Source organism: Ruegeria sp. ANG-R (assembly GCF_000813985.1).
GTDB lineage: Bacteria > Pseudomonadota > Alphaproteobacteria > Rhodobacterales > Rhodobacteraceae > Ruegeria.
Genome location: NZ_JWLJ01000004.1, coordinates 334,560 through 352,804, shown reverse-complemented (window position 1 = coordinate 352,804; position 18,245 = coordinate 334,560). Strand labels below are relative to the sequence as shown.

Sequence of the window (18,245 nt, the reverse complement as noted above, 5' to 3'; positions counted from 1 at the left end):
CTCATCTCCATTAAACTAGATTTCTAGTTTTTTAGTTTAATTACCTCTCAGAGTCAACGACACAGGCTCTGATAAATTGACGCTTTGATTTCGCACAGCCATAAGTCCAGATTGCCTCCACCTTAGGTCCAGCCTATAACGATGCCATGGGTATATCGGTCGACACATTTTTTCTGGAACGCGGTGGGCAAGGCACGTTGCAGGCACAGCTTCAACAGCTGATCGCCGAAGGCATTCTGTCGGGTCGTTTCCATGTTGGTGAAAAACTGCCCTCATCCCGTAAACTTGCCGCCCATCTGGGTGTCAGCCGGATTACGGTGACCCTTGCCTATACCGAGCTGCTGGCCAATGACTATCTCACGGCCAGGGGCCGGTCGGGATACTACGTTTCAGAGAACGCTCCGGTGCCACCAACCTATGCTCCGGTTCGCCGTGATACAGAAAGTGTAGACTGGGACCGGGCCTTCGCACGCCGGTTTTCGGATGGTGATGTGCTGGCGAAACCCAGCAACTGGCGCGATTACCGCTATCCATTCATCTATGGCCAGGTCGACAGGAAATTGTTCGATCATGCGAACTGGCGTCTCTGCGCCGTTCGGGCGTTGGGACATAAGGATTTCGATTCTCTGACCGGAGATTATGTCGATCAGGACGACCCGCTGCTAATCGAGTTCATCGCCCGGCACACCCTTCCCCGTCGCGGAATCGTGGCCCGGCCCGAGGAAATCCTGATCACTCTGGGGGCTCAGAACGCCCTTTGGCTGGCCTCGCGCATATTGCTGAACCGAAATCGAAGGGCCGCGATTGAAGACCCCTGCTATTATGCGCTGCGCGATCTCCTGATTCATTCGGAGTGCAAGCTATCCTATCTGAAGGTCGACCGGGACGGGTTGCCGCCTGATACGATCCCGGACGATACCGATGTAATTTTCACCACACCCAGCCATCAGTCTCCGACCACCGCAACCATGCCTGTCGATCGCCGTCATGCCCTGCTACGCCGCGCCCGGGAACTGGACGCCATGATTGTCGAGGATGACTACGAGTTCGAAATGTCGTTTCTCGGGGCGCCGTCGCCCGCGCTCAGATCAATGGACCGGGACGGGCGTGTGATCTATGTGGGCAGCTTTTCGAAGTCGCTGTTTCCGGGACTGCGGCTGGGTTACATGGTCGGGTCCGAACCATTTATCCGCGAAGCCAGGGCGCTGCGGTCCCTGGTGCTGCGTCATCCGCCCGGTCACATGCAACGGACGGCAGCCTATTTTCTGTCGCTGGGCCACTACGATGCACAGATTCGCCGCATGTCCAAGACACTGCAGCGTCGCCGCGAAGCGATTGAAGAGGCAATCGGGCAGTATGGCCTGACAGTGGCCGGGCGAGGAATGCTTGGCGGCTCATCGATCTGGATGCAGGCACCTGAACGTATCGACACAACGAAACTGGCCCGCGACCTGCAGCGCCAGAGCGTCCATATCGAACCCGGAGAACCCTTCTTTTCCGGCAAGAACAGGCCGCAAAACTATTACCGTCTGGGATACTCCTCAATCTCGTCAGAGCGGATTGGACCCGGAATCCAACAAATTGCCGACACGATCCGCCGAGCCTGAGGCGCACTGGACCTAACCCGCCACCCGTTCTGGCCCTAACGCCGCGGACACCCGTGCGCCAAAACCGACCAGAAACAGGGGCAGCAGACCCCTCAAAAGCCATCTATGATCGGAGATACGCAGATGAAGATGACCACCGAAGAAGCCTTTGTCAAAACTTTGCAGATGCATGGGATCGAACATGCGTTCGGTATCATCGGCTCGGCCATGATGCCGATCTCTGACATTTTTGAGAAAGCTGGTATCACTTTTTGGGATTGCGCGCACGAAGGGTCTGGCGGAATGATGGCCGATGGCTACACCCGCGCGACCGGCAAGATGTCGATGATGATCGCCCAGAACGGCCCCGGCATCACCAACTTTGTAACCGCTGTTAAGACTGCTTACTGGAACCACACCCCGCTGCTGCTGGTCACCCCGCAGGCCGCCAACAAAACCATGGGTCAGGGTGGTTTCCAGGAGATGGAGCAGATGCGTATGTTCGCAGACTGCGTTTGCTATCAGGAAGAAGTACGTGACCCCAGCCGTATGGCCGAGGTTCTGAGCCGCGTGATCATGAACGCCAAGCGTTCCTCGGCGCCAGCGCAGATCAACGTTCCGCGCGACTTCTTCACTCAGGTGATCGACATTGATCTGCCTGCTGTTGTTGAATTCGAACTGCCATCGGGTGGCGCATCGGCCGTATCCGAAGCTGCCGCTCTGCTGTCGAACGCAAAGAACCCAGTCATCCTGAACGGCGCCGGCACGGTTCTGTCGAAAGGCGGCATCGAAGCGTCGAAAGCACTGGCCGAGCGTCTGGACGCTCCGGTTTGCGTTGGCTACCAGCACAATGACGCCTTCCCCGGCTCGCACCCGCTGTTCGCTGGCCCGCTGGGCTATAACGGCTCGAAAGCCGGTATGCAGCTGATCAAGGAAGCAGACGTTGTTCTGTGCCTCGGCACCCGCCTGAACCCGTTCTCGACCCTGCCGGGCTACGGCATGGAATATTGGCCTGCAGATGCGAAGATCATTCAGGTCGACATCAACCCTGACCGTATCGGCCTGACCAAGAAGGTCTCCGTTGGTATCGTCGGCGATGCGGCAACTGTTGCCACCAACATTCTGAACCAGCTGTCTGACACAGCCGGTGACGAAGGTCGTGACGCACGCAGGGCGAAGATCGCAGAAACCAAATCGCGTTGGGCGCAAGAACTGACCTCGATGGACCACGAGCAGGACGATCCGGGCACCACCTGGAACGAACGCGCACGCGCTGCCAAGCCTGACTGGCTGAGCCCGCGCAAAGCATGGCGCGCGATTCAGTCTGCCCTGCCGAAAGAGGCGATCATCTCGTCAGACATCGGCAACAACTGCGCCATCGGCAACGCCTATCCGTCGTTCGAAGAAGGCCGCAAGTATCTGGCCCCCGGCCTGTTCGGCCCCTGTGGCTATGGTCTGCCTTCGGTCATCGGCGCCAAAATCGGCTGCCCTGATGTACCGGTTGTCGGCTTCTCGGGTGACGGTGCCTTCGGCATCGCGGTCACCGAACTGACCGCCATCGGCCGTGAAGAATGGCCCGCCATCACTCAGGTTGTCTTCCGCAACTACCAGTGGGGCGCGGAAAAGCGCAACTCGACCCTGTGGTTCGATGACAACTTCGTCGGAACCGAGCTGGACACCAAGGTTTCGTATGCCGGTATCGCCAACGCGTGTGGCCTGAAAGGCGTCATCGCGCGCACTCAGGACGAGTTAACCGCTGCGCTGAGCCAGGCGATCGAAGACCAGAAGAACGGCATCACCACCCTGATCGAAGCAATGATCAACCAGGAACTGGGTGAACCCTTCCGCCGTGACGCGATGAAGAAGCCAGTTGAAGTTGCCGGTATCGACGCAGCCGACATGCGTCCGCAGCAGGTTTGATCGCTGCTAAAAACATAAAATGGACCGGGTCTAACCGGTCCACGTAATCCAAAAGCAGAGGAAGGGGGCGTCTGCGCTCTCTTCCTCTGAACGGTTGAGCCGGACGTTCTTACGCTCCAATGTGTTCAACACGTACAGGTACCAAGGCGATCCGCCACAGGGAGAGACAGCGTGAATCAACAACCGAACCTCAACCTATCCCCACCCGTATCGGACGAGATTCGACGCACCACCTGCTATATGTGCGCGTGCCGGTGCGGCATCAACGTACACATGAAGGATGGGAAGGTCGCCTATATCGAGGGCAACAGAGACCATCCGGTCAACAAGGGCGTGCTTTGTGCCAAAGGCAGCGCGGGGATTATGCAGGTGAACGCACCGTCGCGGCTGCGTGCACCGCTCAAACGGGTCGGCCCCCGCGGATCGGGAGAATTCGAGGAAATCAGCTGGGATGAGGCGCTGGACATCGCGGTCGGATGGCTGAAACCCGTCCGCGAGGACAATCCAGAGAAACTGGCCTTTTTCACCGGGCGCGACCAATCACAGTCCTTTACCAGCTTCTGGGCTCAGAATTTCGGAACATGCAACTACGCGGCGCATGGCGGCTTTTGCTCGGTCAACATGGCGGCTGGCGGCATCTACACGATGGGCGGTGCGTTCTGGGAATTCGGCCAACCCGACTGGGATCACACCAAGCTGTTCATGCTGTTTGGTGTGGCAGAAGACCACGATTCAAATCCCATCAAGATGGGTATCGGCAAAATCAAGGCGCGCGGCGCGCGGGTGATCGGGGTCAATCCGATCCGCAGTGGCTATAACGCGGTGGCCGATGACTGGGTTGGGATCACGCCCGGTACTGACGGCCTGTTCATCATGTCGCTGATCCATGTCCTGATGAAGGCTGGCAAGATCGACCTGGATTACCTCAGCCGCTACACCAACGCACCGGTTCTGATCGACGCCTCGGAGGGCCCAACCAAAGGTCTGTTCCTGCGTGACGCGGATGGCAAGCCTCTGGTCGTCGACCGCAACACGGGCGCGCTGACCGCGTTCGACAAACCCGGCGTCCGCCCGGACCTGTCGGCCACCTACGAAAAAGGCGGTGTAACCCACCGCCCGGTCTTCCACCTGATGGCCGAACGGTACCTCAATGACGAATACGCACCCGAGAACGTGGCCAACCAATGCGGTATCCCCGCCACCCGCATCCATGCAATCGCGGGCGAACTGGCCCGCGTCGCCTTCGACGAAGCCTTCGAGTTGGACCAGGAATGGACCGACTTCCGCGGTGAAAAACACTCCAAGATGATCGGCCGCCCCGTCGCGATGCACTCGATGCGCGGCGTCTCGGCCCATGCCAATGGTTTCCAGACCTGCCGCGCGCTGCATGTTCTGCAGATCATTTTGGGCACGGTCGAGGTTCCCGGCGGCTTCCGCTTCAAACCGCCCTACCCCAAGCCGGTCGAGGCGCACCCGACCCCACATTGCAAAGTGACACCAAATTCACCCTTGGACGGGCCGCATCTGGGCTTTGTTCAGGGTCCTGAACATCTGGCGCTGAAGGCCGATGGCAGTCCGGCGCGTATCGACAAGGCATTTACCTGGGAAAACCCGATGTCCAGCCACGGGCTGATGCATATGGTAATCTCCAACGCCCATGCAGGTGATCCCTACAAGATCGACACGCTGTTCATGTACATGGCCAACATGTCGTGGAACTCGACCATGAACACCAAGGGTGTCATGGAGATGCTGACCGACAAAGACGAAAACGGCGAATATGTGATCCCCCATATCATCTATTCCGACGCCTACAGCTCGGAAATGGTGGCCTATGCCGACCTGATCCTGCCCGACACCACCTATCTGGAACGTCACGACTGTATCTCGCTGCTGGATCGCCCGATCTGCGAGGCCGAGGCGGCGGCGGATGCCATTCGCTGGCCAGTGATTGAGCCCGACCGCGATGTGCGCGGCTTCCAGTCGGTTCTGATCGACCTGGCAAACCGTATGGGCCTGCCAGGCTTTACCAAGGATGACGGCAGCGCCAAGTGGGTGGATTATGCCGACTATATCGTCAATCACGAGCGCAAACCCGGCATCGGCCCCCTCGCCGGGTTCCGCGGCGAGAACGGCGACAAGGAAGGCCGCGGCGAGGTCAACCCAGACCAGCTGAACCGCTATATCGAAAACGGTGGCTTCTACGTGGCGCACATCCCCGCAGGCGCGGACTACTATAAACCGTGGAACACCGCCTATCAGGACTGGGCGGTCGGCATGGGCATCTATGACAGCCCGCAACCCTATCTGTTCCAACTCTACTCCGAGCCGATGCGCAAATTCCAACTGGCCGCCGAAGGTCATGGCGAACGACAACCGCCCGATCATCTGCGCCAACGTATCAAGGATACGATGGACCCGCTGCCCCTTTGGTATGAAACCGATCAGACCGGTAACGAAGGCTTCACTGTCAACGCGCTGACCCAGCGCCCGATGGCCATGTACCACAGCTGGGGCACCCAGAACGCGTGGCTGCGCCAACTGCACGGGCGCAACCCGCTTTATGTGCCGACCAAGCTGATGCGCGAACACGGGCTGGAAGATGGCGATTGGGCCAAAGTCAGCTCTCCGCATGGTGAGATCACAGTGCCGGTCATGGAGATGGCAGCCCTGAACGACAACACCGTCTGGACCTGGAACGCCATCGGTAAGCGCAAAGGCGCCTGGGCCCTCGAAAACGATGCGCCCGAGGCCACCAAAGGCTTTTTGCTCAACCACCTGATCCATGAATTGCTGCCACCCAAAGGTGACGGGCTTCGCTGGGCAAACTCTGATCCCATCACCGGACAGGCCGCCTGGTTTGATCTGAAAGTGAAGATCGAAAAAGCCCCCGCTCCAGGCGATGCTGAAAGTCAGCCGGAATTCGCACCGATCAAATCCCCTGTCGGCACCGGGCCCAAGAACCTGGCATGGAAGGTGGGCAAATGAGCCGGTCCGCGCTTCATCTGGCCATAAATATCCCGGGGTCTGGGGCAGAGCCCCAGCCCGCCCTCACCACAATCGCGGAGGCAAGGCAGTCATGACCCAGCTCCCCCAATCAACCGAGCGCAAACTGGGCCTGGTTATCGACCTGGATACCTGCGTAGGCTGCCATGCCTGTGTGATCTCCTGCAAAGGCTGGAACACCGAAAACTACGGCGCGCCCCTGTCGGATCAGGACGCCTATGGCGCCAACCCCTCGGGCACGTTCCTCAACCGGGTCCACTCCTACGAGGTTCAGCCCGCCGAAGGCCACGCCCAATTGATCCATTTTCCCAAATCCTGCCTGCATTGCGAGGACGCCCCCTGCGTGACTGTGTGCCCCACCGGGGCCAGCTACAAGCGGGTCGAGGACGGCATCGTCCTGGTCAATGAAAGCGACTGTATCGGGTGTGGCCTGTGCGCATGGTCCTGTCCCTATGGCGCGCGTGAACTGGACCAGGCCGAAGGTGTGATGAAGAAATGCACACTCTGCGTCGACCGGATTTATAACGAAAATCTGCCCGAGGTAGACCGCGTCCCCTCTTGCGTGCGCACCTGCCCGGCAGGCGCGCGTCACTTCGGTGATCTGGGCGACCCCGACAGCGAAGTCAGCAAACTGGTCGCCGACCGCGACGGCATGGACCTGATGCCTGAAATGGGCACCAAACCCGTGAACAAATACCTTCCGCCCCGACCCAAGGACCAGATTGAGGAGCAGATCGACATCCTGGCCCCACTTCTGGCCCCGGTCGCCGAGGAACCGAAAGGCTTTCTCGGCTGGCTTGACAAGACTCTGGAGAAGCTCTGATGCACCCGGCCCCTTCCGTTATCATCTTTACCACCTTGTCGGGCCTTGGCTTTGGTCTGCTGTTCTTTCTTGGCCTCGGGCTTCCCGATGTCTCTGGCTGGATCGCGTTTGTGTTCTTCGCGATTGCGTATGGTTTGTCCGTCGGCGGGCTGCTGGCTTCGACCTTCCACCTCGGCCACCCCGAGCGTGCGCTAAAAGCATTCACCCAATGGAGATCGAGCTGGCTCAGCCGCGAAGGCTGGTGCTCGGTTCTTGCTCTGATTTTCATGGGCCTCTACGCAATTGGCGCCATCTTTCTTGGGCAACGCTGGGGGGTCTTGGGCATTCTTGGGTCACTGCTCTCATTGTTGACTGTGTTCACGACATCAATGATCTACGCACAGCTTAAGACCATCCCACGTTGGAACATGAAACTGACGCCAGCCATGTTTCTAAGCTTCAGCCTTGCAGGTGGTGCCCTGCTTGCGGGCCAGACCCGAGTTGCGTTGCCACTGCTGTTGGTCGCGGCACTAGTACAAATTCTGTATTGGCGGCAAGGCGACCAAGCCCTGGCTGATTCAGGCACCGATCTTGGTACTGCCACCGGCCTCGGTACACGCGGGGCCGTACGTGCGTTCGAGCCGCCGCATACGGGAACAAACTATCTGCTGCGCGAATTCGTCCACGTGGTTGGCCGCAAACACGCCGAAAAGCTACGGTTGATCTCGTTTGTACTGGCCTTTTTCGTACCGGTCGTCCTGCTGCTGCTCCCGTTCAACCACCTTTTCGCGCTCTTGGCCGTGCTGTCGCATCTGGCCGGAATCGCAACCTCGCGCTGGCTGTTCTTCGCGCAAGCCGAGCATGTCGTCGGGCTGTATTACGGAAAACGCTAAGCGAATTGGAAAGAGCCTTCATCCGAAGGCTCTTTTTTTGTGAAAACCATGTCACAAATCCGGTGACTCGGCCGTCCTGTTTTTGTTCAATTCAAAAACAGGAGAATGCGATGTCCCCCCGGATCAATCACTTTGCCGTTGCCCCAGACCTGCTTCAGCCGATGCTCGACATGGAGGACCGCCTGCGTGCGTCAGGGCTCGAGCACAGCCTGATCGAACTCGTTAAACTCAGAGTTTCGCAAATCAATGGATGCGGCTATTGCATTCACATGCACACGCATGATGCACGCGCCAATGGCGAAACCGAATACAGGCTGCACCTGTTGAATGCCTGGCATGAATCGTCACTGTATTCAGATCGCGAACGTGCCGCGCTCGCATGGGCGGAAACCCTGACGCGCATCGAAACCAGCCGTGCCTCTGACAAAGTCTACAAGGCAATGGCAGGGCAGTTTTCGGAGCAGGATCAGGTGGCTTTGACCCTTGTGATCACCACGATTAATGCCTGGAACCGCCTAGCCATTGGGTTTGCGATCCCACACCCGGAATCCAGCGAGGCCAACGCCGCGTGACTGGATCGGATCAACAACCCGAAGATCAAGTCTTTGTAGATGTGCAGCCGCGCCTTTTTGCGGTTGCATATCGGATGCTTGGTTCAGTCAGCGATGCCGAGGATATTGTACAGGACGCATATCTGCGATGGCGGCGCGTTGATATTGATCAGGTGCGCGACGTCACGGGCTACCTGATCCGTGTCGTCACTCGTCTGTGCCTTGACCACTTACGCGCAACCCGGGCCGTGCGAGAGACCTATCCGGGCGAGTGGTTGCCGGAACCTCTGATCACCCAGGATGCTACCGAACGGCTTGACCGCGATGTCTCTGTTGCCCTGTTGATGGCGCTGGAACGCCTATCTCCGCTGGAGCGCGCCGCCTTCCTGCTGCATGACGTGTTCGAGCACTCTTACGACGAGCTGTCTGAAGCTCTGCAGCGCAGCCAAAGCAGTTGTCGCCAGCTCGTTAGCCGCGCCAGAAAACATATTGAGCAAGTCGACCCGCGCGTCCAGGTCGAACGCGAACAGGGGGAAGAGCTGGCCAAAGCCTTTTTCAAAGCGGCAAAGAGCGGTGACACGAAGCATCTGACCGCCCTGCTGGCGCGAGATGTTCAAATGCACTCTGATGGCGGCGGCAAAATCATCGCAACCCTGAATCCGATCCTTGGCCGGGACAAGGTCATACGTTTCTTTGCCGGATTGGCACGGAAACCTTCCGCTCCTCAAGACTATACCTGGGCCGTCTGCTGGCTGAACGGGTTGCCTGCAATCATCAACAGAGAGCCCGGAGGATGGGTACAGGCAACGTCACTGAAGATCGAAGAGGGCAGGATTGCGACGATCTATATCGTGCGCAACCCCGACAAGACCGGGCATCTGATGAAGCTGCTCTGCTAAGCAGACATGCGTGTTTCGACAGGTGCCGCAGCGCAGCCTCAGACCAGCCCTGCGTGCGCCATCGCCGCATCGATTGCCGATTTGGTGCTGTTCTCGAGCGGTGTCAGGGGCGAGCGAACCTCTTCTCCGCAAAGGCCAAGCTTACTCAGCGCATATTTTGCGCCGACCAATCCGGGTTCGATAAAGATCGCTTCGTGCAAAGGCATCAGCCGGTCCTGATACTCCAGCGCCTTTGCGTAGTCGCCGTTCAGCGTCGCCTGCTGGAATTCTGCACAGAGTTTCGGAGCCACATTCGCCGTGACCGAAATGCAGCCGACGCCGCCATGCGCGTTGAAGCCCAGCGCGGTCGCATCTTCTCCGGAAAGCTGACAGAAATCAGCGCCACAGGTGGCACGCTGCTGGCTGACGCGCGCCAGATCTCCGGTCGCGTCCTTGACGCCGACAATGCGCGGCAATTGCGCCAGTTCACCCATCGTCCCGGGCGACATGTCGATGACCGAGCGGCCCGGGATGTTGTAGATGATGATCGGGATATCGGCGCAATCGTGCAGCGTTCGGAAATGCGCCAGCAAGCCCTTCTGGGTCGGCTTGTTATAGTAGGGCGTCACGACCAGCGCCGCATCCGCTCCGATTTTCTGCGCGAACTGAACGAATCGAATGGCTTCGACCGTATTGTTGGAACCGGCTCCGGCAATGACAGGCACGCGGCCAGCCGAGGCTTTAACGACCTCAGCAATAACCGTTTCATGTTCATCATGGCTGAGAGTCGGGCTTTCACCAGTGGTGCCCACCGGGACCAGACCGGTCGATCCTTGTTGGATCTGCCATTCCACCAGATGTTTGAGCGTATCCAGGTCCAACGCGCCGTTGCTGAACGGGGTAACCAGGGCTGGCATCGAGCCTTTGAACATGGAACGCTCCTTAAGGTGCAGTTTGCAGTTTTTTGCACACGGGTCCCTCACGATTGAGGGTTTGTGAGTTGATCCCGGCGGTGCAAGCTTTATCCTGCATGGCTGTATCCTTGGTTTGTTGGGGAATGCAAGGGATGAGACGTATTCTGTCGCTTGGAATGGCGATGATTCTGGCGCTGATGTTGCAGCCGCAAGCCAGCCGGGCGGATGCGACGCAGGATTTGCGCGCGGCATTGTATGAAATGCGCAAGGGCGACTGGAACGCAGCACTGCGCGTGGCCGGGCAGCGTGGGTCGGTGGCACGGGACATTATCGTTTGGCACTGGCTTCGTGAGGGCTATGGCAGTTCAGGCGACGTTCTGGTGTTTCTCGAGCGACGACCGGATTGGCCGGGGCTGGCCTGGCTTCGCCGCAAAAGCGAGCCGTCCTTCACGGGTGCCGACCCTGACCGGGTCCTGAAATTCTATGCCGGGATGCCTCCGCAAACCGCCGAAGGTGCGTTGAACTATGCCGTGGCTCTGATGAGCAAGGGTCGGCAGGGTGATGCTGAGGCCGACATTGTGACCGCGTGGCGAACCATGCCGATGGGGTCGGGTCTGCAAAACGACTATCTTGAGAACTTCGGTACACTTCTGAAACCGCATCACGAGGCGAGGCTGGACCGGATGCTGTGGGACGGGCATCTGGTCAGCGCCGGACGAATGCTGCCCCTTGTCGATGCCGACCAGCGCAAACTGGCTGAGGCGCGCATTGCCCTCCAAAAACGCGAAAACGGGGTTGATGGCAAAGTCGCCGCAGTGCCGAAATCACTGGGCAAAGATCCGGGTCTTGCATTTGACCGCTTTGTCTGGCGGGACCGAAAGGAACTGGACGACAGCGCCATCGACCTGATGCTGGCACGCTCTACCGGGCCTAAATCGCTGGGCGAACCCGACAAATGGGCGGAAGGGCGGCGCAGGCTGGCGCGGCTCGAAATGCGAACAGGCGATGCCGAACGGGCCTACGCAATTGCCGCCAATCATCACATGACGCCGGATATGGGCTATGCCTATGCCGATCTGGAGTGGCTGTCCGGCTTCCTCGCCCTGCGCAAGCTGAACGACCCGGACACGGCGGTGCGGCATTTCCGGAATTTCTCGGAGGCGGTGCAGTCGCCAATCTCGAAAGGTCGCGGCGGGTATTGGCTCGGCCGCGCCTATGCGGCGCAAGGTGATGCAGACAAAGCGCATGAAGCGTACGCAGCAGGGGCGAACTATCAGACTTCGTTCTACGGATTGCTGGCCGCGGAACAGATCGGTCGCCCGTTCGACAGCGAACTGGCCAGCCCGCGCCGCGCCCCCCATTGGAAACAGGCCGAGTTCGCCCAATCCAGCGTCTTGGAGGCGGGGTTGCTGTTGCTGGGCGCGGGTGAAAACAATCTGTCGGAGCGGTTCCTGACCCATCTGGTGGAAAGTCTTGATCAGACCCAGGCCACGCAACTGGGTGATCTGGTGCTTGAGCTCGATGAACCGCATCTCGCGGTGATGATCGCCAAACGCGCGGCAACTACGGGTGTTGTTCTGCCGGCCGCCTACTATCCGGTGCATCCGGTGGCCGATATCGGCCTGCCGATGGCCAAAGAAATGACATTGGCCATTGCGAGGCGTGAAAGCGAGTTCGATCCCGTCGTCGTCAGCGGCGCCGGTGCCCGTGGGCTGATGCAGGTGATGCCTGCCACCGCCAAACTGGTGGCGCAGGATCTGGGTATTCTTGGTGGCCATAAAACCGGGCGCCTGACCTCAGACTGGCAGTACAACGCGAAGCTGGGGGCAAACTATCTTGCGACACTCGCCGAGGATTTCAACGGCAACGTCGTGATGATGGCTGCTGGGTACAACGCAGGACCAAGACGACCGATCTCGTGGATGGAGCGCTATGGTGACCCGCGTCGGGGTCAGGTGGATGTGATCGACTGGATCGAGACCATCCCCTTCAAAGAGACCCGCAACTATGTGATGCGCGTCGCCGAAAGCTTGCCGGTCTATCGTGCCCGGCTAGGTCAGCCAGCGCTTCCAGTGCCATTCTCGCAGGAACTAACCGGCTCGACGCTTGCGTCTTTCGCGCCATAGCGTGAACAAGCCCGCTGCAATCACTAGCGCTGCGCCCACAACGACCTCGGGGCGCAGCGTTTCGTGGAAGATCGTGATGCCCAGAATTGCGCTCCACATCAGGTGGAAATAGGCGAACGGTTGCACTGCGCTGGCCTCGGCCATTTCATAGCATTTGATCAGCAGCCAATGCCCCAGTGCGCCGGTGATGCAGAGTAGACCCATCCACAACCAGTCACTGCGGGCCATAGGCTCCCAGAACCATACGCCAACGGCAGTCATCGCGACCGCTCCTGCCACGCCGGTCCAGAAAAAGCTGGTGGCGGTGCTGTCGCGCCGTGCGGCGTATCGGGTCAAAAGGCCGTAGACGGCGAACATGAACGCCGAGATCAGTGGCACCACGGCCCAGGGGTTGAACACGCCTGCACTAGGCTGAAGGATGATCAGCACGCCGATGCACCCGACCCCGATAGCAGCCCAGCGGCGCCAGCCGACTTTCTCACCCAGAACCGGCCCGCTGAGGGCCGCGATCAGCAGCGGATAGCAGATGAACACCGCCTGGCTTTCGATCAGTCCAAGGATGGTGAAGCTAAATACAGCCACACAAATTTCGGCGGACAACAACAGGCCACGAAATATCTGCAGCCCAAGCTGACTGGTCTGCGCCGCCGCCCGCAGACCGCCGGTTGATCTTGCCGCTACAGCAATCACGAAGGCCGCAAAGAACCAATACCGGATCATCACCACCATGTAGGTATTATAAGTGCCCGCCAAATGGCGCGAAATCCCGTCTTGCAGCGCAAAAACGATGGTTGCTCCAATCATCAAAGCGATACCGGCGTTGACGTTGTTCTTCTGGCTCATTCCCGCACCGCCCGGCTCATGTGGCGCTTGCGACCGAAACCGGGGCTGCGTGTGACGGAAAATCCGGCATCCGCCAGACCGCGTCGCACGAATCCAGCGGCAGTATAGGTTGCCGCCGTACCGCCCAGGACCGTGTGATCGGCAACCTGTTGCATCAGCTCCTCACCCCACAGCTCGGGGTTTTTGGCAGGTGAGAACCCGTCCAGAAACCAGGCATCCGCAACACCGCTCCAGCGCGGCAGTGTCTGACGGGCATCGCCCTGAACCACTTCCAGCCGCAACGTGTCGAGCGTACAGCTGTTACCCGACCAGGCATCGAGAAAACGCCCGACCCACGGTGCCAGTTCGGGAAAGGCAATCAGCGCACGCGACATATCGGTTGACGCCATCGGATAGGCCTCGAAACTGGTGAACCGCAACGGTGTGGTCTGTCCAGACAGTTCCCACGCCGACCAGGCAGTCAGAAGATTCAGGCCCGTGCCAAAGCCCAGTTCGGCGATCCGGAATCCCGGCGCAAAGCGCGTGGGCAGATCATTGCCCGCCAGGAATACATGCCGCGTCTCTTCCAACCCGTTCTGCAACGAATAATAAGGGTCATCGAACCGATCCGAAACCGGAATCCGATCTTCTGTCCAAGTCAATTCGGCACGCTGGTCTGCCATCGGGGAATCCTGTAGCTAAGCGGCGCGACACTGAACAAGGAAAAGGGGATTGGCAATGGTCGATGTGACAGTGCGCGGCGCGGGAATCTTCGGCTTGTCCATCGCGTGGACCTGTGCCCGGCGCGGCGCGAGGGTCCAGGTTGTCGATCCCTTTGGGCCGGGCGCGGGTTCCAGCGGCGGTCTGGTGGGGGCATTGGCCCCGCATGTACCCGAAAACTGGAACGCCAAGAAGGCTTTTCAGTTCGAAAGTCTGATCATGGCCGAACCGTTCTGGACACAGATCGAGGCCACGGGTGGCGTTTCGCCGGGCTACGCACGGCTCGGGCGCCTGCAACCCATTGCGGATGCGCGGGGCCTGGATCTCGCCCGCCTGCGCGAACAGACAGCGGCCACTCTCTGGCAGAGGCAGGCCGACTGGACCGTCATGGCCGTGGATCAGGTCGGTGCTTGGTGCCCGCCCAGTCCCACCGGATTTGTCATCCACGATACGCTGAGCGCACGGATGCATCCCAGACGTGCCTGTGCGGCATTGGTCGCCGCGCTTGCGGTGATGGGGGTAGAGGTCGCGGCGGATGCCCCCGACAAAGGGCGGGTCGTTCACGCCACCGGGCTTGCGGGCCTGCGGGAACTCAGCACAGCGTTTGGCAAGACGGTCGGCAATGGCGTGAAAGGACAGGCCGCGTTGCTGCGCTTTGATGCAGGAGCGGTTCCGCAGCTGTTTGCCGACGCAGTTCACATCGTACCGCACGCCGATGGAACACTGGCAATCGGGTCAACATCTGAACGGGAGTATGAAGATGCCTCCAGTACAGATGCCGCTCTGGACGACGTGCTGGACCGCGCCATGCGCGCGGTGCCGGTGCTGCACGGGGCAGAGGTGATTGAACGCTGGGCAGGTGTCCGCCCTCGCAGCAAAAGCCGCGCACCTATGCTCGGTGCACATCCCCTGCACAAAGGGCAGTTCATCGCCAACGGCGGCTTCAAGATCGGGTTTGGAATGGCGCCAAAGGTGGCCGAGGTCATGGCCGACCTGATGTTGGACGGGCGCGATACGATTCCTCAGGAGTTTCTGCCCCAGGCATCACTCTGACTGCGGCACCGCGCTGGCTGCCATGCATTGCCGGCCTTCGGGCCCACGCACCCAAAGGTCCTGACCATTCCGGCACAGGGTCGCCGTTTCGAAATGCGTCAGCGGCGACGACGCGCGAAATGTAAACTCCGTCAGAGGTCCCATCAGATCAATCGCGAACAACATGAGGAACTGGGCCAGCAGCGGTCCGTGGACGACCAGTCCGGCATAACCTTCCACGTCGCGCGCATAGTCAAGATCGTAATGTATCCGATGACCGTTGAAGGTCAGCGCCGAATAGCGGAACAGCAGGGTTGTATCGAAGGCAACCTTGCGCTGATCCGACGCATCCGCTCGGGCGGCCGGGGCGCCTGCTGGTCGCGCCCCTGCCGAGGGATCTTCGCGATAAACCAGATTTTGCCATTCGGTCACGCACAGCGAGCCTTTCTGCCAAATCTCGTGACGCAGAGTGACAAATGCCAGCGGCCCACTTCGCCCCGTCTTGGACACCGCGCTTTCCCTGACTGAATGACGCTCGGCCGTAACGCCTGCGACGAGGGGCCGATGGAACTGCAGCCGCCCGCCAGCCCACATACGCCTTGGCAATCCCATATCGGGGATCAAGCCGTGACCCACCTGTGGATGCCCGTCTCGGCCCAGATCGACAGGCAATCGCGGCGACCAGAAATAGAGGTGATGGAAGAAGGGTGGCAGTGGCGATCCGGCTTCAATCGTCTGCTCCTGCCCCAAAGCCACCTGCAGCGCGGCAGCTCGGGCCGGGTCCATGACATCAGCCTGAGTCTCGGTCGGGTTTTGGTCTTTCATCCGCCTAGCCTAGGCGTTGCGGCACAGACCAACAAGCAACGCGCGCTAGAACCCGGCCTCGGCCCGCAGCTTCTGCATCAGGTCATGCAGCGTATGCTCGTAGCGGTCGCTGGCCAGCCGTCCGTCTGCGTCAAATTCATTCGAACTGTCCGCCAGATGAATTTCAGGCCCCGACAGAACACGAGGCTGGAATGGCACCATGAAAGAGCGCAGGATCATCTGTGCCCGCTCACCCCCGGCGCGGCCCGCCGCTGCCGACATCACCGCCACAGGCTTATCCATCCACGGCTTGCCTTTGGTCCGGCTAACCCAGTCCAGCGCGTTTTTCAGCACACCTGAGGGCCCTTTGTTATACTCTGGCGTTGAAATGATCACCGCGTGGGCCTGCGCGATCTGATCCGCAAGTCGCTGTACCGCTTCGGGGACGCCCGCGCCAATTTCGAGATCGCCATCATAAAGCGGCAGGTTCAGGTCGGCCTCAATGAACGTGCCGGGCGCGAACAGGCGTGCGGCTTCGCGCAGCAATTTGCGGTTGGTCGCATCCTGCCGGAGCGAGCCTGAAAGGCCAAGAAGGATCGGTTCGGACATGGGGAAACTCCACTATGGTGTTTCCCCTTAGTTAGCCCGAGATCCCGCCGAACCAAAGCCCCGGTGACGCGCAGTCACTGTGCGCGAAACGCGGGATCAGGCGTTGCCGCTGGGGACGACCACAATCTCGACCCGCCGGTTCTGGGCTTTGCCTTCCGGTGTCAGGTTCGATGCGATCGGGTTGTTTTCACCCTGCCCCACGGTGGTGATACGGGCATAGCTGACACCATTGGCCTGCAGAATATCCGCCACCGCATTTGCGCGGCGTTCAGACAGTGCGAGGTTGTAAGATGCCTCTCCGTCGCTGTCCGTATGACCGATGATCTGGACGTTCGAGTTCGGGTAATTGACCAGATTCTGCCCCACCTTCACCAGATCGGCACGAAGGGCCGGCCGCACGGTTGAACTGTCGGTGTCAAAGGTGATGTCATTCGGCACCGTGACGATCAGGCGGTCACCCGCATTGACGATGGTAATACCGTCATTGGCCAGTTGTTGCCTCAACTCAGCCGCCTGCCGGTCAAGCTGATTGCCGATCACACCCCCACCTGCGGCGCCGATAGCACCACCGGCCAGCGCACCCAGCAATGGGTCTGAATCATTTGCGATCGCACCCACACCAGCGCCGATCAAGCCGCCCAGCAACGCGCCTTGTTTCGCATTCTTGTTGGGGTCGTTCTGCACCGTAAGGGTGCCAGGGTCAGTACATGCCCCCAGAAACAACACCGAACAGAGTCCGGCTGTCAGTACACATTTGGAAATCGTCATGGAATCACCTTCTGCTCACGTACCCGTTCACCGGGTTTGCTTCGTTCCGCTTAGTATAACATGGTGAGAACAAAGGGCCTCAAGCAACAATTGAGTGAGATCGGCGAATACCCGCCGCTCGGGCCGTGCGCGCTCGCAAATTTGGAGTCAGAACTCTGCAGGGGCGCGGAATTTCATCGAAACGCCGCCTTCGGGGTTTTTCAGCCGCAATTCCTCGGAATGAAGCATCAGACGCGGGAAGTCCCGCGCAGGACCTTCCGCATAAAACGGATCTCCGAGGATCGGATGCCCCAGCGCCTGCATATGAACACGCAACTGATGCGAGCGCCCGGTTTTGGGGAACAGGCGCATCCGAGTGGTTTCGCCCTCATATTTCGCGACACGCCAGTCTGTGACCGCGGGTTTACCCGTCTCGTGGCAAACCATCTGACGCGGGCGGTTGGGCCAATCGACAATCAGCGGCAGATCGACCGTTCCCGTTTTTGGCTCGACCCGACCCCAAACACGCGCGACGTAGGTCTTGCGGGTCTGCCGCTTTTCGAACTGTAACCCCAGGTGTCGCTGTGCATGTGGCGTCTGGGCAAACACCATCACGCCGGATGTATCCCGATCCAGCCGATGCACCAACAGCGCCTGCGGAAATGCGGCCTGCACGCGAGACAGCAGGCAATCGGCCAGATGTGCGCCCCGTCCCGGCACCGACAACAGGCCCGCAGGCTTGTTCACCACGATCAATTGCGTGTCTTCAAACAGCACATCCAGCGGGGTTTTGGGGGGATCATAGGTCTCGCTCATGCGCGCCTGACTATCGCAG

General features: G+C 59.8%; 16 protein-coding genes. 9 read left to right on the top strand and 7 right to left on the bottom strand.

Translation table 11 applies throughout. The annotated features are described in order from the left end of the window. The first annotated feature begins 146 nt into the window (after window positions 1–146). The 7 genes from RA27_RS13580 to RA27_RS13550 all read left to right on the top strand — a co-directional run bounded on the left by RA27_RS13580 (window position 147) and on the right by RA27_RS13550 (window position 9,657). On the top strand, window positions 147–1,607 hold the full coding sequence (locus tag RA27_RS13580; RefSeq protein ID WP_039539801.1) for a PLP-dependent aminotransferase family protein: 1,461 nt from the start codon (window positions 147–149) through the stop codon (window positions 1,605–1,607). A 123-nt stretch (window positions 1,608–1,730) separates the two neighbouring features. Beyond that, the gene (xsc, locus tag RA27_RS13575) at window positions 1,731–3,506 is read left to right on the top strand and encodes a sulfoacetaldehyde acetyltransferase (protein WP_039540056.1); all 1,776 of its coding nucleotides are present in this window, start codon (window positions 1,731–1,733) and stop codon (window positions 3,504–3,506) included. Between the two features lie 171 nt (window positions 3,507–3,677). Continuing rightward, a complete protein-coding gene (locus tag RA27_RS13570; RefSeq protein WP_082025122.1) occupies window positions 3,678–6,494 on the top strand; it encodes a molybdopterin oxidoreductase family protein in 2,817 nt (938 codons plus the stop codon). 91 nt (window positions 6,495–6,585) lie between these two features. Continuing rightward, a complete protein-coding gene (locus RA27_RS13565) occupies window positions 6,586–7,335 on the top strand; it encodes a 4Fe-4S dicluster domain-containing protein (protein WP_039539794.1) in 750 nt (249 codons plus the stop codon). Beyond that, window positions 7,335–8,207: a DmsC/YnfH family molybdoenzyme membrane anchor subunit gene (locus tag RA27_RS13560; protein WP_039539792.1), complete on the top strand. Its 873-nt coding sequence runs from the start codon at window positions 7,335–7,337 to the stop codon at window positions 8,205–8,207. Before RA27_RS13565 ends, RA27_RS13560 begins: the two co-directional genes overlap by 1 nt. 110 nt (window positions 8,208–8,317) lie before the next feature. Then, the gene (locus RA27_RS13555; RefSeq protein WP_039539789.1) at window positions 8,318–8,779 is read left to right on the top strand and encodes a carboxymuconolactone decarboxylase family protein; all 462 of its coding nucleotides are present in this window, start codon (window positions 8,318–8,320) and stop codon (window positions 8,777–8,779) included. Next, window positions 8,776–9,657, top strand: coding sequence for a sigma-70 family RNA polymerase sigma factor (locus RA27_RS13550; protein WP_039539786.1), 882 nt, complete (start codon window positions 8,776–8,778; stop codon window positions 9,655–9,657). The genes RA27_RS13555 and RA27_RS13550 overlap by 4 nt, the downstream gene beginning before the upstream one ends. 38 nt (window positions 9,658–9,695) lie before the next feature. Here RA27_RS13550 and dapA read toward each other — a convergent pair whose 3' ends face one another. Beyond that, complete coding sequence (gene dapA, locus RA27_RS13545) at window positions 9,696–10,568, bottom strand: 4-hydroxy-tetrahydrodipicolinate synthase (protein WP_039539782.1); 873 nt, start codon at window positions 10,566–10,568, stop codon at window positions 9,696–9,698. Window positions 10,569–10,702: 134 nt separating this feature from the next. Here dapA and RA27_RS13540 point away from each other — a divergent pair, with 134 nt between their 5' ends. Continuing rightward, on the top strand, window positions 10,703–12,676 hold the full coding sequence (locus RA27_RS13540; protein WP_193746514.1) for a lytic transglycosylase domain-containing protein: 1,974 nt from the start codon (window positions 10,703–10,705) through the stop codon (window positions 12,674–12,676). On the opposite strand, the gene RA27_RS13535 is transcribed toward RA27_RS13540, so the two are convergent. After that, on the bottom strand, window positions 12,641–13,519 hold the full coding sequence (locus RA27_RS13535; protein ID WP_039539777.1) for a DMT family transporter: 879 nt from the start codon (window positions 13,517–13,519) through the stop codon (window positions 12,641–12,643). The two genes, RA27_RS13540 and RA27_RS13535, sit on opposite strands and share 36 nt — an antisense overlap. Beyond that, window positions 13,516–14,181, bottom strand: coding sequence for a tRNA (5-methylaminomethyl-2-thiouridine)(34)-methyltransferase MnmD (gene mnmD / locus RA27_RS13530; RefSeq protein WP_039539775.1), 666 nt, complete (start codon window positions 14,179–14,181; stop codon window positions 13,516–13,518). The genes RA27_RS13535 and mnmD overlap by 4 nt, the downstream gene beginning before the upstream one ends. A gap of 55 nt (window positions 14,182–14,236) precedes the next feature. Between mnmD and RA27_RS13525 the strand changes: the two genes are divergently transcribed. Then, window positions 14,237–15,271: an FAD-binding oxidoreductase gene (locus tag RA27_RS13525; protein WP_039539772.1), complete on the top strand. Its 1,035-nt coding sequence runs from the start codon at window positions 14,237–14,239 to the stop codon at window positions 15,269–15,271. Here RA27_RS13525 and RA27_RS13520 read toward each other — a convergent pair. The 4 genes from RA27_RS13520 to RA27_RS13505 form a co-directional block, all read right to left on the bottom strand. Further along, entirely contained in the window at window positions 15,263–16,075 is an 813-nt protein-coding gene (locus tag RA27_RS13520; protein WP_039539769.1) for a MaoC family dehydratase N-terminal domain-containing protein, read from the bottom strand. The genes RA27_RS13525 and RA27_RS13520 overlap by 9 nt on opposite strands. A gap of 45 nt (window positions 16,076–16,120) precedes the next feature. Continuing rightward, window positions 16,121–16,663, bottom strand: coding sequence for an NAD(P)H-dependent oxidoreductase (locus RA27_RS13515; RefSeq protein ID WP_039539766.1), 543 nt, complete (start codon window positions 16,661–16,663; stop codon window positions 16,121–16,123). 96 nt (window positions 16,664–16,759) lie between these two features. Then, window positions 16,760–17,431, bottom strand: a complete 672-nt coding sequence (locus tag RA27_RS13510; protein WP_039539763.1) for an OmpA family protein — start codon at window positions 17,429–17,431, stop codon at window positions 16,760–16,762. 147 nt (window positions 17,432–17,578) lie between these two features. Next, a complete protein-coding gene (locus RA27_RS13505) occupies window positions 17,579–18,226 on the bottom strand; it encodes an RluA family pseudouridine synthase (protein WP_039540053.1) in 648 nt (215 codons plus the stop codon). Between the last annotated feature and the right edge of the window lie 19 nt (window positions 18,227–18,245).

Bases quoted from the DNA above. Each gene is read 5' to 3' on its own strand.
- RA27_RS13580 (WP_039539801.1), top strand. From the start codon at position 147: ATGGGTATATCGGTCGACACATTTTTTCTGGAACGCGGTGGGCAAGGC.
- xsc (WP_039540056.1), top strand. From the start codon at position 1,731: ATGAAGATGACCACCGAAGAAGCCTTTGTCAAAACTTTGCAGATGCAT.
- RA27_RS13565 (WP_039539794.1), top strand. From the start codon at position 6,586: ATGACCCAGCTCCCCCAATCAACCGAGCGCAAACTGGGCCTGGTTATC.
- RA27_RS13560 (WP_039539792.1), top strand. From the start codon at position 7,335: ATGCACCCGGCCCCTTCCGTTATCATCTTTACCACCTTGTCGGGCCTT.
- RA27_RS13555 (WP_039539789.1), top strand. From the start codon at position 8,318: ATGTCCCCCCGGATCAATCACTTTGCCGTTGCCCCAGACCTGCTTCAG.
- dapA (WP_039539782.1), bottom strand. From the start codon at position 10,568: ATGTTCAAAGGCTCGATGCCAGCCCTGGTTACCCCGTTCAGCAACGGC.
- RA27_RS13540 (WP_193746514.1), top strand. From the start codon at position 10,703: ATGAGACGTATTCTGTCGCTTGGAATGGCGATGATTCTGGCGCTGATG.
- RA27_RS13535 (WP_039539777.1), bottom strand. From the start codon at position 13,519: ATGAGCCAGAAGAACAACGTCAACGCCGGTATCGCTTTGATGATTGGA.
- mnmD (WP_039539775.1), bottom strand. From the start codon at position 14,181: ATGGCAGACCAGCGTGCCGAATTGACTTGGACAGAAGATCGGATTCCG.
- RA27_RS13525 (WP_039539772.1), top strand. From the start codon at position 14,237: ATGGTCGATGTGACAGTGCGCGGCGCGGGAATCTTCGGCTTGTCCATC.
- RA27_RS13520 (WP_039539769.1), bottom strand. From the start codon at position 16,075: ATGAAAGACCAAAACCCGACCGAGACTCAGGCTGATGTCATGGACCCG.
- RA27_RS13515 (WP_039539766.1), bottom strand. From the start codon at position 16,663: ATGTCCGAACCGATCCTTCTTGGCCTTTCAGGCTCGCTCCGGCAGGAT.
- RA27_RS13510 (WP_039539763.1), bottom strand. From the start codon at position 17,431: ATGACGATTTCCAAATGTGTACTGACAGCCGGACTCTGTTCGGTGTTG.
- RA27_RS13505 (WP_039540053.1), bottom strand. From the start codon at position 18,226: ATGAGCGAGACCTATGATCCCCCCAAAACCCCGCTGGATGTGCTGTTT.